The sequence below is a fragment of the Serinicoccus kebangsaanensis genome (assembly GCF_008919445.1).
GTDB classification, from domain to species: Bacteria; Actinomycetota; Actinomycetes; order Actinomycetales; family Dermatophilaceae; genus Ornithinicoccus; species Ornithinicoccus kebangsaanensis.
In genome coordinates this window covers 243439-259303 of the sequence record NZ_VSLG01000002.1, presented here as the reverse complement: position 1 = coordinate 259303, position 15865 = coordinate 243439, and the positions used below count along the sequence as shown (strand labels likewise).

10 protein-coding genes are annotated in these 15865 nt (G+C 73.6%); 8 read left to right on the top strand and 2 right to left on the bottom strand.

What is annotated here, in order from left to right:
* The first annotated feature begins 26 nt into the window (after nt 1–26).
* Together FXF60_RS03305 and FXF60_RS03300 are read left to right on the top strand one after the other, a co-directional pair.
* Nucleotides 27–3407 carry a GH36-type glycosyl hydrolase domain-containing protein gene (locus FXF60_RS03305; protein ID WP_151523834.1) on the top strand — a complete coding sequence of 1127 codons (3381 nt, stop codon included), beginning with the start codon at nt 27–29 and terminating at the stop codon, nt 3405–3407.
* The gene (locus FXF60_RS03300) at nt 3404–5839 is read left to right on the top strand and encodes a beta-galactosidase (protein ID WP_151523833.1); all 2436 of its coding nucleotides are present in this window, start codon (nt 3404–3406) and stop codon (nt 5837–5839) included. The genes FXF60_RS03305 and FXF60_RS03300 overlap by 4 nt, the downstream gene beginning before the upstream one ends.
* Here FXF60_RS03300 and FXF60_RS03295 read toward each other — a convergent pair.
* On the bottom strand, nt 5814–7340 hold the full coding sequence (locus tag FXF60_RS03295) for a long-chain-fatty-acid--CoA ligase (protein ID WP_151523832.1): 1527 nt from the start codon (nt 7338–7340) through the stop codon (nt 5814–5816). The two genes, FXF60_RS03300 and FXF60_RS03295, sit on opposite strands and share 26 nt — an antisense overlap.
* An 87-nt stretch (nt 7341–7427) precedes the next feature.
* The gene (locus FXF60_RS03290) at nt 7428–8957 is read right to left on the bottom strand and encodes an ATP-dependent DNA ligase (protein WP_151523831.1); all 1530 of its coding nucleotides are present in this window, start codon (nt 8955–8957) and stop codon (nt 7428–7430) included.
* Nucleotides 8958–9404: 447 nt separating this feature from the next.
* Here FXF60_RS03290 and FXF60_RS03285 point away from each other — a divergent pair, with 447 nt between their 5' ends.
* From FXF60_RS03285 to FXF60_RS03260, 6 genes are all read left to right on the top strand, one after another.
* The gene (locus FXF60_RS03285; protein WP_151523830.1) at nt 9405–10847 is read left to right on the top strand and encodes a sensor histidine kinase; all 1443 of its coding nucleotides are present in this window, start codon (nt 9405–9407) and stop codon (nt 10845–10847) included.
* Nucleotides 10844–11530 carry a response regulator transcription factor gene (locus FXF60_RS03280; RefSeq protein WP_151523829.1) on the top strand — a complete coding sequence of 229 codons (687 nt, stop codon included), beginning with the start codon at nt 10844–10846 and terminating at the stop codon, nt 11528–11530. Before FXF60_RS03285 ends, FXF60_RS03280 begins: the two co-directional genes overlap by 4 nt.
* On the top strand, nt 11527–12315 hold the full coding sequence (locus tag FXF60_RS03275; RefSeq protein WP_151523828.1) for a DUF4097 family beta strand repeat-containing protein: 789 nt from the start codon (nt 11527–11529) through the stop codon (nt 12313–12315). Before FXF60_RS03280 ends, FXF60_RS03275 begins: the two co-directional genes overlap by 4 nt.
* 134 nt (nt 12316–12449) lie before the next feature.
* A complete protein-coding gene (locus tag FXF60_RS03270) occupies nt 12450–14192 on the top strand; it encodes a carbon starvation CstA family protein (protein WP_151523827.1) in 1743 nt (580 codons plus the stop codon).
* A 39-nt stretch (nt 14193–14231) separates the two neighbouring features.
* The gene (locus tag FXF60_RS03265; protein ID WP_151523826.1) at nt 14232–14507 is read left to right on the top strand and encodes a cory-CC-star protein; all 276 of its coding nucleotides are present in this window, start codon (nt 14232–14234) and stop codon (nt 14505–14507) included.
* 16 nt (nt 14508–14523) lie between these two features.
* A complete protein-coding gene (locus tag FXF60_RS03260) occupies nt 14524–15540 on the top strand; it encodes an ArsA family ATPase (RefSeq protein WP_151523825.1) in 1017 nt (338 codons plus the stop codon).
* Nucleotides 15541–15865 lie beyond the last annotated feature (325 nt).

Genomic DNA, 15865 nt, shown 5'->3' with positions numbered 1-15865 from the left:
CTCGTAAGCGCTTACTTTGTCCTGTCATGAGCGAAAGCGCAAGCGGCGAGGACGCCTCGGCCGGCCCTGCGACGATCCTGCGCTCGACCTCGAGCGGGGCCCTGCGCTCGGCGTCGTCGCAGGTCGCTGACCTGCTGCTGTATCCGGCGAGCGAGCTCGAGGACGGGGTGGCCGGGCTGTGGCTCAGGCGGCGCGACCACGCGGGGATCCATCCGCTGCCGCTGGTCGGCACCGCCTCGGACGGCCCGGTGGCGCACGTCCAGGTGGACGGGGCCGTGGCCCGCGTGGGGCGGGACCTCGCGGGCGGGCTGGCGTGGCGCTGGGTGCGCCGCGCGCACCACGACTCCCCCGGATGGACCTGGACGGTGGAGGTGACCAACACCGGCGCCTCGACCGTCGAGGTCGACCTGCTCTGCGTGCAGGACCTGGCCCTGGCCGGGCCGGGCGCCGTGGCCGGCAGCGCGCTCTACGTCAGCCAGTACCTCGACGTCACGCCGGTCGACGTCGGCGAGCGCGGCACGGCCCTGGCGATCCGGCAGAACATGCCCGGCCCGACCTCCCCGTGGGGGATGCTGGGGTGCCTGACCGGGGCGGACGCCTTCGCGACCGACGCGATCCAGCTCACCGGCCGGGGGCGGGTCGAGGGTGAGCCCTGGCCCGGGCTGGCGCAGGAGCTGCCCTCCGCCCGGTTCCAGCGGGAGCACACCCTCGCGGCCCTGACGAGCCGTCCGCACCGGCTCGCCCCAGGGGAGTCGCTGACCAGCGGGTTCTTCGTCGTCACCGTGGCCGACCACCCGGACGCGAGCGGGCCGGACGACGCCCGCCACGCCACCGGCATCGAGGCCGACGACCTGGGGCTGGTCGTCGGGCGACCGGGCGAGGACGCGGCCGGATCGGGACCGGCCGCGCCCCGGAGCCTGTTCGCGGCGGACCGCCCCGGCCTCCGGTGCCGCCAGCTCACGACCGCCGAGCTGGAGCAGGCCGTCGGCCCCGCCGAGGAGCGGCGCCAGGTCGAGCTGGACGAGGGCATACCCATCAGCTGGTTCACCCCCGAGGGCGACCACGTCGTGACGCCGCAGAAGCAGGCCGCGGTGCTGCGCCCGCACGGTCAGCTGCTGCGGACCGGGGACCGACTGGTCCCGGACGAGCGGGACGTGACCACCACGGTCTGGATGGACGGCTCCTTCTGCTCCCAGCTCGCGCAGGGTCACGTGAGCCTCGGGGTGCTGACCTCGCTGCGGCGCAGCTACCTGGGCCTGAACCGCGCCCACGGGCTCCGGCTCTTCGTCGACGACGGGCAGGGGTGGGCCCTGCTGGGCACGCCCTCCCTGTGGAGCAACGGGTTCGACCACGCCACGTGGTGGTATGCCCGTGGCGAGCGGATCCTGCGGGTGCGCACCACCGCACCCGCCGCGGGCTCGTCGGTGACCGTCGAGGTGGACCAGCTCGCCGGCGACCCGGTGCCGGTGCTCGTGGCCCTGGGCATCGACTGGGCCGGCGCGCCGGGACAGGTGGGGGCGGTCGGCGCCGAGGGGCCGGACGAGGTGCTCGTCACCGCCCCTCCGGGCAGCAACGCCGCCCGGTCCTCCGCGGCGAGCGCGCTGCGGCTGCGCTGGAGCGTCGGCGCCCTGGACGTGCCGGGCGACGACGGCCCGCTCTTCGACGACGGGGCCTCGCGCGGTGAGCCCTGGGTGACCGCCACCGTCACCCCGCACGCCGCGTGGACGCTGGAGCTGTCCCCTCGTCTCAGCGAGGTGGACGGTGAGCCTGCCGCCCCCGCCGCCGACGCCTTCTGGACCGACCTGGGCGAGCGGCTGGCCCTGTCCGCACCCGGCGGCGACGGGCCGGCCGCGACCTCGCTGTCCGCCCTGGTCCAGGTGCTGCCGTGGTTCGCCCACGACGCCCTCGTCCACTACCTGTCGCCGCGCGGGCTGGAGCAGCACACCGGCGGCGCCTGGGGCACGCGCGACGTCTCGCAGGGGCCCGTCGGTCTGCTGCGCTCGCTCGGGGAGCACGGTGCCTGGCGCGACCTGCTGCTGCTCGTGCTGGGTGCGCAGCAGGAGCGGGGAGACTGGCCGCAGGCCTTCGACTTCCTGCCGCGCCACCGCAGCACGGGTCTCGGCGACGCGCACGGCGACGTCGTCTACTGGCCGCTGCTGGCGACCGGGCAGTACCTCCAGGCCAGCGGCGACACCGGCCTGCTGACCGAGCGGGTGCCGTTCGCCGCCGCGGAGGAGGGACGGGACGCCACGGTCGGCGAGCACCTCCGGCGCGCGGTGGACGCCGTCGAGGGCACCCTGATCGAGGGGACGGGTCTGCCGGCCTACGGGCACGGTGACTGGAACGACTCGCTGCAGCCGGCCGACCCCTCCCTGGCCCGGCGGATGGTCTCGACCTGGACCGTGGTGCTGCAGGCCCACGCCCTGCGCACCCTCGCCGAGGGTGTCGGCGGGGCCGACCCCGAGCTCGCCGAGCGGTGCCGGGCGATCGCCGACCGCGGCGTCACCGACCTGCGGCGACACCTGCTGGTCGACGGGGTGCTGGCCGGGTACGGCGTCCGCGAGGAGGACGGCTCCTTCCGCCCGCTCATCCATCCGCGGGACGAGATGACCGGGCTGACCTACTCGGTGCTGCCGATCATCCACGCCATCAGCGGCGACCTGCTCACGCCGGAGGAGGTGCGACGGCACACCCGCATCGTGCGGGAGCACCTCACCGGCCCGGACGGCGCCCGTCTCTTCGACCGCCCCGTCGCCTACCGGGGTGGACCGATGGAGATCTTCCAGCGCGCCGAGGCGAGCACCTTCTTCGGTCGCGAGGTCGGGATCATGTACATGCACGCGCACCTGCGCTGGGCCGAGGCACTGGCCCGGCTCGGTGACGGCCCGGGCCTGTTGCACGCGCTCGCCCAGGCGAACCCGGTCGGCCTGCAGGACGTCGTCGCCCCGGCACAGCCACGGCAGGCCAACACCTACTTCTCCTCCTCCGACGCCGCGGTGGCCGACCGGGTGGCCGCCGCGGAGCAGTACGCCGAGGTCGTCGCCGGGGAGGTGCCGCTGGAGAGCGGCTGGCGCGTCTACTCCTCCGGGCCGGGACTGTTCCTCGAGATCGTTACCCAGCACCTGCTCGGGGTGCGCCATCACGGCGACCTCGTGCACCTCGACCCGGTCCTGGACCCCGCCCTCGGCACCGTCCAGGCCGAGCTCACGGTGCTCGGGCGACGGCATACCGTCCGTATCCACCCCGGCGCCCGTGGGCACGGGCCCGTCACGGTCCGGGCCGGGAGCACCGACCTCACCACGACCCCGCTGGACAACCCCTACCGCACCGCGGGCGTGGCGGTGCGCAGCGACGACCTCGCCGCGGCCCTCGGGTCCGGTGCCGCCCTGGAGGTGCACTGCGCATGACCCGGATCGAGATCCGCCGCCGGAGGATCCTCGTCGACGGCCGACCCGACCTGGTGCTGGCCGGGGAGGTGCACTACTTCCGGGTGCCCCGCGAGGAGTGGGGTGACCGCCTGGACCTGCTGGTGGAGGCGGGGTGCACCTGTGTCGCGTCCTACATCCCCTGGCTGTGGCACGAGCTGCCGGACGGCACCCTCGACGTCACCGGGAGCAGCCGGGCGGAGCGGGACCTCGGCGCCTTCGTCGACCTGGCCGCCGAGCGTGGGCTGACCTTCCTCGCCCGGCCCGGCCCGTTCGTCATGGCCGAGCTGAAGAACGAGGGACTGCCCTACCGGCTCTACACCGAGCACCCGGAGATCGTGCCCGTCGGCTGGGACTCCAGGCCGGCCCCGACCCGGACCGTCGACTACCTCGCCCCGGCCTTCCTGGCCGAGGTGCAGCGCTGGTTCGACGCCGTCCTGCCCGTGCTCGCCGCCCGCAGCGCCGTCCGCGGCGGCCCGGTCATCGGGGTGCAGCTGGACAACGAGATCGGGATGCTGGCGTGGGTGTCGAACTCCCCGGACCTGACCGACGGACTCGTCGACGACCTCGGCGCCTGGGTGAGCGAGCGGTATGCCGATCGTCCGGCAGCGGGGCGGCTCGTCGCGGCCGCACGCAGCGCCGGCAGCGACCCGGGCTGGTGGCGGTCCCTGGTGCGCACCCCGACCGGGGAGGTGGCGGCCGACCTGCGGGTCGAGCTCGGGCTGTTCATGCGCGAGCGGTTCGCGGCCTACGTCGACGCCCTCGCCTCGATGGTGCGTGGCGCCGGCCTGGACGGTCTGCCGCTCCTCATCAACATCCACGGCACCGAGGGCGGCAACGGCGTGCCCTTCGCGATCGGGGTCAGCCAGCTCTACCGCTGCTACGCCGGCAAGGAGGGCTTCGCGGCCGGGTCCGACCACTACCTGGGGGACATGGACCGCTCCACCACCACGGACATCCACTTCGTCAACGCGGTCATGGAGGCGGTGAACGGACCCGACCAGCCCCTGACCTCGCTGGAGTTCGAGGCCGGGACCGGTGACTACGAGGCCGGGCTGGACCGCCTCACCGACGCCTGCGCCGTCGACCTCAAGGTGCGGCTGTGCCTGGCGCAGGGCAACCGGCTGATCAACTACTACCTGCTGGCGGGCGGGATCAACCCGCCGCTGGAGGAGAAGGTGGGCGACGGCAACGACCGGATCTCCTTCACCGGCCGCCGGCACGGCACCGCGGCACCGATCGGACCGGAGGGGCAGCGCGGCCTCACCTTCGCGGCGACGGCCGCCGTGACCCGCGCGGCGGGCCTGCACGCGCGCTGGCTGGCCGACCACGACGAGGAGCGGGACGACATCGCCCTCGCCTTCTGGCCGGACGCCTTCCTCACCGAGTACCACCACCCCTCCTCGGAGCCGATGACGCGGGTCGTCCGGGACCTGGAGGCGCACCGCGGGCCGGGGCCGCACAAGGCAATGAGCCGGTCCTGGCTGTTCGACGGGTGGAGGTTCAGCGCCGTCGACGTCTCCGACCCCGGGCGGCCGCTCCCGGGCGTCGTGGCGCTGGCCTGCGGCGAGGTGCTGGACGACGGGGTGCAGCAGCGGCTGGTCCGGCACGTCCGTGACGGTGGTGGTCTGCTGCTGCTCGGTCCGGTGCCCTCGACGGACACCCGCGGTCGACCGTGCACCACCCTCGCCGACGCCCTCGGGGTCAGCGCCGGTGAGCGGGTCCGGTCGACCCACCGGCACTACGGCTCCGTGCGTGGCCTCGGGCCGGCCGCGGCCTGGGGCGAGATGCGGGTCGGCTGGTGGCAGGAGCTGCGCGGACCGGAGGGCGCGGTCCCCCTCGTCGAGGACGTCGACGGCCACCTCTGCGGGCTGGGGGTCCGGCTCGGCGAGGGGCGCGCGGCCGTCGTCGCCGCGGAGGTGCCGAGCAGCCCGCAGCTGTTCACCCTGCTGACCGAGTGGCTCGGAGCCCGGCGCGGGCTCGGCCTGGAGACGGACGTGCCGGGCGTGGTGGTCACGACCTCCGGCACTCCCGCGGGTGAACGGATGCTGCACGTCCTCAACCCGACGGGGTATGCCGCCTCCGTCGCCGTGACCCCGGGCGACCCCACCGACCTGCTGGAGCGGCCGCTGGCCGTGCCGCCACGGACCGGCGCGATCCTCGCCCTCGGGCTGGACCTGCCCTGCGGGGTGCGCTTGGACTCCGCCAACGCCGAGCTCACCGAGCTCTGCGACGACGGCTTCGCCGTCGGGCCGGGCCTGGGTCGGCAGACCGAGCTGTGGGTGTCCGGGGGTCGACCCTCCTGCGCGGACCCGGAGGTGGACGTCGTGGCGGCGCAGGGGCGCTGGCGGGTCCTGGCCCCGGACGCGCGCGCGGTGCGGCTCGCGGTCAGGAGTCCCGCAGCTCCCGCTTGAGGATCTTGCCGGTCGCTCCCTTGGGCAGCTCCTCGATCGTGGTCACTGACCGGGGGTACTTGTACGGCGCGACCTGGCTCTTCACGTGCTCGATCAGCTCGGCCTCGGTGGCCGAGGCGTCGGGCGCCAGCACGACGTAGGCCGCGACCTCCTCCCCGAGCTCGTCGTGCGGGACGCCGATGACGGCGGCCTCGGCGACGGCGGGGTGCTCGTAGAGCAGCTCCTCGATCTCCCGCGGGTAGATGTTGAGGCCACCGCGGATGATCATGTCCTTCTTGCGGTCCACGATGAAGTAGAAGCCGTCGCCGTCCCGCCGCGCGAGGTCGCCGGAGTGGAACCACCCGTCGGCGTCGATCGCCTCGCCGGTGGCGTCCGGGCGGTCCCAGTAGCCCTTCATGATGTTCTCCCCGCGGATGCAGATCTCACCGATCTGCGGGTCCTCCTCGTCGCTGTCGCCCACCTCGGCCCCGTCCGGGCCGACGAGCTTCATCTCCACGCCCCGGATCGGTATGCCGATCGACCCGGCCTTGCGCTCGGAGTCCGGGTGGTTGAAGGACGCGACCGGCGAGGTCTCGGACAGCCCGTAGCCCTCGAGGATCGTCGCCCCGAAGGTCTCCTCGAAGCGCTTCATCACCTCCAGCGGCAGGCTCGCCCCGCCGGACACGGCGGTGCGCAGGGTGGACAGGTCGGGCGCCTGCTCCGCGGCGCCGGCGGCGGCGAGCATGGCGCCGTACATCGTGGGCACCCCCTCGAAGACGGTCACGGCGTCCCGCTCGATCACCTGCAGCGCCTTGGCCGGGTCGAAGCGCGGGATCATCGTGAGCGCCGCCCCGGTGTCGAAGGCGGTGTTCATCCCGCACGTCATGCCGAAGACGTGGAAGAGGGGCAGGCACCCCATCACCACGTCGTCCTCGTCGAGGTGGAGCAGGGTCTCGGTGGTGGCCAGCTGGTTGGTCTGCAGGTTGTCGCAGGTGAGCTCGGCGCCCTTGGGACGCCCGGTGGTCCCCGACGTGTAGAGGATCACTGCGGTGTCCTCGCCGGCGCGCTCCACGATCTCCTCGACCGGGTCGACCGCGTCGTCGCCGTGGACGTAGGAGCTCAGGCCCTCCGGCCCGATCGCGAGCAGCTGGACGCCGGTCTGCTCCGCCGCCGCCGCGGCCTCCTCCCCGGGCATCGCGGCGAGCAGCCGCGCCCCGGAGTCCTCGAGGTAGAACTGGATCTCGCGCCGCTTGAAGAGCGGGTTCATCGGCACGACGACCGCCCCGATCCGCAGCGCGGCGTAGTAGATCACCGGGAAGGACGGGACGTTGGGCAGCATCAGGGCGACCCGGTCACCCTCCCCGATGCCCTGGGCCCGCAGCCACCCGGCCAGCTGCCGCACCGAGTGCTCCAGGTCGCGGTAGGGCAGCACGAAGTCGTCCAGGATCACCGCCGGGCGGTCGGGGACCCGCTCCGCGGTCCGGGACAGGTTGTGGGCGAGGTTGGCGGTGGCACTGGTCATCGTTGACCCTCCTGCGTGTCGACGGGTGCTCCGATCGTGCCAAACCTGGGCCGCGATGTCCTCACGAGCGCCGCACCCGTCCCCGTCTCAGCGCAACGCGTCGAGCGTGTCCGCCTCCTCGGCACCCTTGTCGTCCCGGTAGCGCAGCACCCGCGCGAACCGCAGCGCGATGCCGCCGGGGTAGCGCCTCGAGGTCTGCACGGCGTCGTAGGCGATCTCCACGACCTGCTCCGGCCGCACGTGCACCACGTGGCCCTCCCGGCGCGTCTCCAGGCCGAGGAAGCGGTCGGTCTGCCACCGCAGGATCTCGTCCGTCATCCCCTTGAACGTCTTGCCCACCATCACCAGCTCCCCGTCGGCACCCCGGGCCGCCAGGTGGATGTTGGACAGCCAACCCTGCCGTCGCCCGCTGCCCCACTCCACCGCGATGACGACGAGGTCGGCGGTGCGGCGCGGCTTCACTTTCACCCAGCCGGCACCACGGCGACCGGCGGCATACGGGGCCAGCGGGTCCTTGACCACCACCCCCTCGTGGCCCTGGTCCACGACGCGGTCGAAGAAGGCCTGCGCGGCGGCCGGGTCGTCGGTCCGCAGCCGCTCGACCACGAGACCGGGCGCGACCTCGGCGAGCGCGGACCAGCGCCGGTGCGCCGGCTCGTCGACGAGGTCCCGGCCGTCGAGGTGCAGCAGGTCGAAGAGGTATGTCGTCACCGGGGTGGTGCGGGCCAGCTCGGCGGGGTCGGTGCGCGAGGCGGTGCGGGCCCCGGTGACCTGGAACGGCTCGGGGCGGCCGTCCGCGGCCAGCGCGATCACCTCGCCGTCGAGGACGGCGGTGCGGGCGGGCAGGGCCGCGAGCGCCGCGACCACCTCGGGCAGACGGTCGGTGATCTCCTCCAGGCTCCGGGTGAAGAGCCGGACCGGCGCGTCGGGGTCACGGTCGTGGTCGACGTGGGCCTGGACCCGGATGCCGTCCAGCTTGAGGTCGAGGGCCAGCTCCCGGCCCGCCTCGACGGCGGAGCCGATGTCGGGCTCGGACCCGGCGAGCATCGGCCGCAGCGGTCGGCCGACCTCGAGCCGCACCTGCTCCAGGGCCGGCGCCCCGCCGGCCAGGGCCGCCCGCGCCACCGGGCCCGGGAAGCCCGCGAGCATCACCGCTCGCCGGACCAGCGCCTCCGGCACGTCGGCCGCCAGCGCGATCGCCGGGAGCAGCACACCGTCACCGGCGCCCTGCCGCAGCTCACCCGTGAGCAGGCCGACGAGCCAGTCCTGCTCCGGCCCGGTGGCCCTGCTCATCAGCTCACGCACCGCCTCGGCCCGGGCACCGGCCGACCCCTCACCGGCGTGCGCCTTGAGGTCGGTCAGCGCCGCGTCGACCTCCGGCACGGTCAGGGTCGGGCTGGTCGCCGCCGGCGGCAGCTCCCGCAGGCTGCGCCACCCGACACCGACCGTCCGCTGCGGCAGCGTGCCGGCGAGGTAGTCCGCGACCACCTCGACCTCGCGCGCGTCTCCGGATCCGGCCACCAGCCGCAGCGCGTCGGCCAGCAGGGACGTCTTCTCGGTGCGCGACCGGGTGGCCGCCACCGCGGCGGACGTCCCGGTCACCTGGGCCAGCTGCATACCCGCAGTCTGACCCACGCCACCGACACACGTCCTTGCCGCTGCGTCAGGATTTGACCAATTCCTTACCCACGGCATACCCACCCTTTGCCGACCCCGGGTTAGCGTGAGGGAGTCGGCTGCAGTGGTGCCCGGGGCACGCTCCTCGGGTTCGCGGCGGTCGACCGGACACGTCGAAGGCGACGTTGGGTCGGATGCGGGCTTCACCCCCTGCGCGTCCGCCCCCGTCCCGGTCGCCGGGAGGGATCGAGTGTCCGTCGAGGAGGGCGCGTCGGCTGTCACGGGACCGACGCGCCCTCCCTCACGTCTGCCCCCGGACAGCCTGTCCGGGCGCGACCACGCCGACCGGACAGGGGTTGCGGGGGCACCTGCCGGGGGTTATCCCCCAGAGCGCTCGGGGGTGCACACCCTGCACCGCACGCCCCTGCATGACTACGTTGAGGTCGTATGAGCGGAGACACGGCACGGGCTGACGGGTCGCCCGACCTCGAGTCGGCCGGCATGGCCCGACTGGTGCCCGGCCCCACGTCCGGGCAGCAGGGTGGTCCCGTCGACGACGCGGGAGGGTCGACGGCGCCCGCGAGGCCCACATCCGGGATCCCGGGCGCCGTCCTCGGCTGGCTGCTGGATGCCTGGTGGACCGTCTGCTACGTCGTCACCGGACTCTTCACCGCGGTCTTCGCGCTGGCCCTGGCCGGCGTGGCCGTGGGTGGCATGGCGGCACTGCTCGGCATGGGGGCCGGGGTGCTCATCCTGGTGCCGGCGATCTGGGGATCCTTCGTGCTGTCCCTGGTCGAGCGGCACCGCATCGCCGCGTTCCTCGGCGTCGACGTCGGGGAGCGCCCGCCCTCCTCCGCCCCCACCTGGCGACGGGTGCTGGGTCTGGACGAGGTCCGGCTCCGGGCGCTCGGCTGGGCCGGCCTGCACGGACTGTGGGGGTTGATCTCCGGCGCGCTCGGCCTCGCGCTGCTCGTCAACGGCGCCCTGCTCGCGACGATGCCGCTGTGGGCCTGGCTCGGGGACGGCGTCTCGGTCATGGGCCTGTTCCGGGTCGGCTCGACGCTGGGCATGACGGTGGCCTGGCTGGTGGGTGTCGCGGTGGTGCTCGGTATGCCGTGGATCGCCCGCGGTCTGGCCAGCGTGGACGTCGTCCTGGCCCGGTGGCTCATCGGCGAGGACGCCCAGGCCCAGCTCCGCCGGATGAGCGAGCGGGTCGACACCCTGACGACCACCCGCGAGGACACCCTGGACTCGGTCGAGGCCGAGCGTCGGCGGATCGAGCGGGACCTGCACGACGGGCCGCAGCAGCGCCTGGTCTCGATCGCCATGAGCCTGGGGCTGGCCCGGGACGCGCTCGACCGGGACGGCGGCAGCGCCGACCCGGAGACCTCCAGACACGTCCGCCAGCTGCTCGACGAGGCCCACTCCTCCAGCAAGGAGGCGATCACCGAGATGCGTCAGGTCGCGCGCGGGATCGTGCCCCCGATCCTCACGGACCGCGGGCTCGACGCCGCGGTGTCCGCGCTGGCCGCCCGGAGCCCGGTGCCGGTCACGGTGACCAACCGGCTGCCCGCCGGGCGGCTGGACCCGACGGTCGAGGCCATCGCCTACTTCTCCGTCTCCGAGGCGCTGACCAACATCGCCAAGCACGCGCAGGCCGACCGCGCCGGCGTCGAGCTGGGCACCGCCCGGGGCCTGACCGGCGACCTGCTCACCGTCTCGGTGACGGACGACGGGGCGGGCGGCGCGCTCGTCGGCGCCGGCTCCGGCCTCACCGGCCTGCGGCAGCGCGTCGGCGCGGTCGACGGTCAGCTGCACGTCCACTCGCCGGTGGGCGCGGGCACCACCGTCGCGATCACCCTGCCCCTGCGCGAGAGGACCACCCGATGAGCACGAGCGCACCGGACGCACCCCTGCGGGTCATCCTCGCCGAGGACTCGGTGCTGCTCCGCGACGGCATCGTCCGGCTCCTGGTCGCCACCGGCTTCGAGGTGGTCGACGCCTGCCCGGACGCGCAGACCTTCCTCGCCTCGGTCCGGGAGCACCGGCCGGACCTCGTCGTCGTGGACGTGCGGATGCCCCCCACCTTCACCGCCGAGGGCCTCATGGCCGCGCTGGAGGTGCGCTCCGAGCTGCCCGAGGTGGCGGTGGTGGTGCTGAGCCAGTACGTCGAGGAGCGCTACGCCACCGAGCTGCTCGCCGGCCGTCCGCGCGGGGTGGGCTACCTGCTCAAGGACCGGGTCGCCGACACCAGCGACTTCGTGGCCGCGCTGCACACCGTGGCCGGCGGTGGGACGGCCCTCGACCCCGAGGTCGTCTCGCAGCTGATGTCCCGCGCCCGCAACATCGACCCGTTGGAGCGCCTCACGGCGCGCGAGCGTGACGTCATGCGACTCATGGCGCAGGGCCGCACCAACAGCGCGATCAGCCGTGAGCTGTTCATCGGCGAGGGCGCGGTGGAGAAGAACGTGTCCTCGATCTTCGGCAAGCTGGACCTGCCCCCCACCGACGACGACCACCGCAGGGTGCTCGCCGTCCTGCAGTGGCTCGAGCACGGGGAGGAGGCGGGATGACCGGCGGCCCGCAGTCCGACCAGGCACAGGCGCGGGGGATCCGGCACCGGCACGGGTCCTACACCGGCCTGCGCGTGGTGGGCGGCGTCGTCACCGCCGTGCTGGTCGCGGGTGCGGGGATCAGCTCGGTGCCCGGCATGCTCCGCCAGTCCGACACCGCCGTGCTGGACCTGCCGGACGACGTCGACCGGGTGGTCGTCCAGTCCCCCCGGGGCGACGTCGAGCTGCGCGAGCTCCGCGACGGCGAGCAGGCCAGGGTCGACGCCGAGCTGCACTGGTCGATGGCCCGGCCCGAGCTGGGCCTGCTCGACGGGCCGGACGACGGGTCCGTCGTCGTGCAGGCGCCCTGCAACGGCGGCAACATGGGCCAGTGCTCGGCGAGCTTCTCCCTCGTCGTCCCGCCGGGGACCGACGTGGAGGTGGTGGGTGGGTTCGGCGACATCGACATCGACACGACCGGCACGGTGGAGGCCCGCGGCACCGGCGGCGACCTCAGGGTCAGCGGCGAACCCACGTGGATCGAGCTCAACTCCACGATGGGCGACGTCACCATCGAGGGCCTGGGTGCGCCCCCACCGGAGCTGATCCGGGTGAACAGCACGATGGGCGACGTGACCGTCACCCTTCCCCCGCGGATCGCCTACGCCGTCTCCACCCAGACCGATCTCGGAGACGACCCCCAGGTCTCGGTCGCGCGGGACCGCGGCTCGCCCTACGTCGTCGACATCGAGACCACGATGGGGAGCATCGACGTGGCCAACCCGACGCCGGCGAGCGGCGGCTGACCCCGGTCCGCCCGCGGCGCCGGCGGACGGCATACCCGCAGGTGTGGCGCGTGATGCTGGTGTGACTGGCCGGAGAGGGCTAGGCTCAGACCGACGGACCCTGCCGTCCGGCGCTCATCGTCAACGGAGACACCATGAACTCGCTCGTCCTCGCCCTCATCGGGGTGACCATGATCCTGGCCGGGTACGCCTTGTACTCGAAGTTCCTGGCCACCAAGATCTACGCCCTCGACGACAGCCGTCCCACCCCGGCGCACGAGCTGGAGGACGGCGTCGACTACGTCCCCACCAACAAGTACGTCCTGTGGGGCCACCACTTCACCTCGGTCGCCGGGGCCGCGCCGATCGTCGGCCCGGCCATCGCGGTCATCTGGGGCTGGCTGCCGGCCTTCCTCTGGGTGACCATCGGCACCGTCTTCTTCGCCGGTATGCACGACCTCGGGGCCCTGTGGGCGTCGGTGCGCAACAAGGGCCAGTCGATGGGCGCCCTGTCCGGGCGCTACATCGGCTCCCGCGGGCGCAACCTCTTCCTCGTCGTCATCTTCCTGCTGCTCCTCATGGTCAACGCCGCCTTCGCCGTGGTCATCGCGGGGCTGCTGGTGAGCACCCCGACCGCGGTCATCCCCACCTGGGGAGCGCTGCTGGTGGCGCTGCTCGTCGGCCAGGCGATCTACCGGCTGCGCTGGAGGCTGCCGCTGGTCTCGGTCGTGGGTGTGGTCGCGCTCTACGCCCTCATCTGGATCGGCGACCAGGTGCCGGTCGCCCTGCCGGAGACCGTCGCCGGGCTGCCCGCCAACGCCGTGTGGATCATCCTGCTCTTCGTCTACGCCGGGATCGCCTCGATGCTGCCGGTGTGGATGCTGCTGCAGCCGCGCGACTACATCAACGGGCTGCAGCTGTTCATCGCCCTGGGGATCCTCTACGGCTCGGTGCTCCTGGCGCGGCCCGAGGTGGTGGCGCCCGCCGTCAACGGCAACGTGCCCGAGGGCACGCCCTCGATCGTCCCGCTGCTGTTCGTGACGATCGCCTGCGGCGCGATCTCCGGCTTCCACGGCATGGTCAGCTCCGGCACCAGCTCCAAGCAGCTGGACAAGGAGAGCGACGCCCGCTTCGTCGGCTACTTCGGGGCCGTCGGCGAGGGCCTGCTCGCGCTGGGCGCGATCATCGCCGCCACCGCCGGGTTCGCGACGCTGGCGGACTGGGAGGCCACCTACTCGGCCTTCGGCCAGGGCAGCGTCGGCGCCTTCGTCTCCGGTGGTGGCGCGATCGTGGAGAGCGGGCTGGGCCTGCCGGAGTCGTTGTCGGCGACGATCCTGGCGACCACCGCCATCCTCTTCGCCGCCACCACGATGGACACCGGGGTCCGGCTGCAGCGCTTCGTCGTGCAGGAGATCGGCGAGATCGGCGGGGTCCGGCTGGGCAAGGGTGTCGCCACCGTCATCGCGGTGGGCGTCGCGCTCGCACTGACCTTCGGTGCCGGTGCGGACGGCTCCGGCGGTATGCTCATCTGGCCGCTCTTCGGCACCACCAACCAGCTCCTGGCCGGGCTCACCCTGTCGATCGTCGCGATCATGCTGCTGCGGCGCGGCCGGACGGCGCTGCCGGCGCTCGTCCCGCTCGTCTTCGTCGGCCTGATGACGTTGTACGCGCTGTTCATCCAGCTCGGCACGTTCTACAGCGAGGGCAACTGGCTGCTGCTGGTCCTGGACATCGTCATCCTCGTCGCGTCGCTGTGGGTGATGGTCGAGGCGCTCGGTGCCATGCGCCGGGCGAAGGACTACACCGGCGACGACGACGCCGAGCTGGAGCAGGTGTCGGCCGCCGAGGTGGCCGCGGCGGGCAAGGACACCGACCCGGCCGAGCGCGGCGACAGCTGAGCGTGGGCGTGCCGTGCCCGCACGGCATACCCTGGGCCGATGACCGACGCCCCGCAGCACCGGCGCCGCCTCCGCGAGGCGGCGCAGGTGGTGCGGGACGTCTTCGCCGGGCCGTATGCCCGCACCTTCGCCCGGGCGCAGCAGGACGAGGACGACCTCTTCCTGGTGATCGTCATGGCCGAGGCGCTCGGTGTCCCGAACCCGGCCAGCTACTACACCGTCGAGCTGCTCCCGGTCGTCTACGACCAGGTGCACGACTGGCACCGGCGGATGGGCCTGGACAAGAGCCCGCTGGACCACTTCTCGTGCTGCTAGGGCGTGCGGGGTGGGTATGCCCGACCTGACCACCCTCGCGCACGGCCGCGAGGTGCTCTTCGTCGGAGGCAAGGGCGGCGTGGGCAAGACGGCCGTCGCCTCCGCGCTCGGGCTGGCGCTGGCCCGCGGTGGGCGGCGGGTCCTCGTGGTGTCCACGGACCCGGCGCACAACCTGGGACACCTGTGGGACCGGCGGGTCGGCGACGACACCGTGGAGCTCGCGCCGCTGCTGCGTGGGCTGGAGATCGACCCGGCGCGCACCACCGAGCAGCACCTGGCAGCGGTGCGGTCGACGATGCAGCGCCTCATGCCCGAGCACCTGCAGGGCGAGATCCGGCACCACCTGGACCTGGCCCGGGACGCCCCCGGGACGCACGAGGCCGCCGTGCTGGAGCGGATCGCCGAGGTGATCGAGCAGCGGCACCCGGACGAGCTGGTCATCTTCGACACCGCCCCCTCGGGGCATACCTCCCGGCTGGTGGCGCTCCCCGAGCTGATGCAGGCCTGGACCGAGGGGCTGCTGCGGCGGCAGGAGCGGTCGGCCCGCTTCGGTGCCGCGCTGCGCGGCGTCCAGGGCAACCGGGACGCGGGCGAGCGCGCCGCCGCCGACGTGCTGGGGACCGGCGAGCGGTCCCGGGCCGGCAGCACCGACCGCCGTGGCCGCCGGGACGCCGAGATCCGGCAGATCCTGGACCGCCGGCAGGCACGCTTCGCCGAGCTGCGGACGGTGCTGCAGGACCCCGCACGCAGCGCCTTCGTCATCGTGCTCGCCGCGGAGCGGCTGCCGGTGCTGGAGTCCGTCGAGCTGCACGAGCAGCTGACCCGCGCCGGGATGAGCGTGGGTGCCCTGGTGGTCAACAAGCGCTCACCGGCCGACGCCGGGGCTCTGCTCGCCGAGCGGCACGCCGTCGAGCAGCGCTACCTGGGCCAGGTGCGCGAGGCCCTGCCGGACCTGCCGCTCGTCGAGGTGCCGCTGCTCGCCGGTGAGCTGGTGGGCGAGCAGGCCCTGCACCACCTGGCGTCCTACCTGTGAGGCCCTGAGGCCTCTGACCCTGTGGCACTCCCAGGGCTCCTGACACTCCTCGGGCTGCGAGGACTGCTGGGGTTGCTAGGACTGCTGGGGTTGCTGGGGCTGCTGCGTCCGGAGATCCCCGCCTCACCGGAATTCGACCTCTGCTTTGTGCGCCATGGCAGACAAACGAGAGGTCGAATTCCGGCAGTGCCGAGCGGCCAGATGACCGCCGCCGGCCCAGCGCTGCGCGAGCAACCGCGCAGGCGAGCAACGGACGTCGTGGCCGGCATCCGCATCCCGAATCCGCTCGGCGGCGCATGACGAGGCCCCCGGGACGCACATCGCG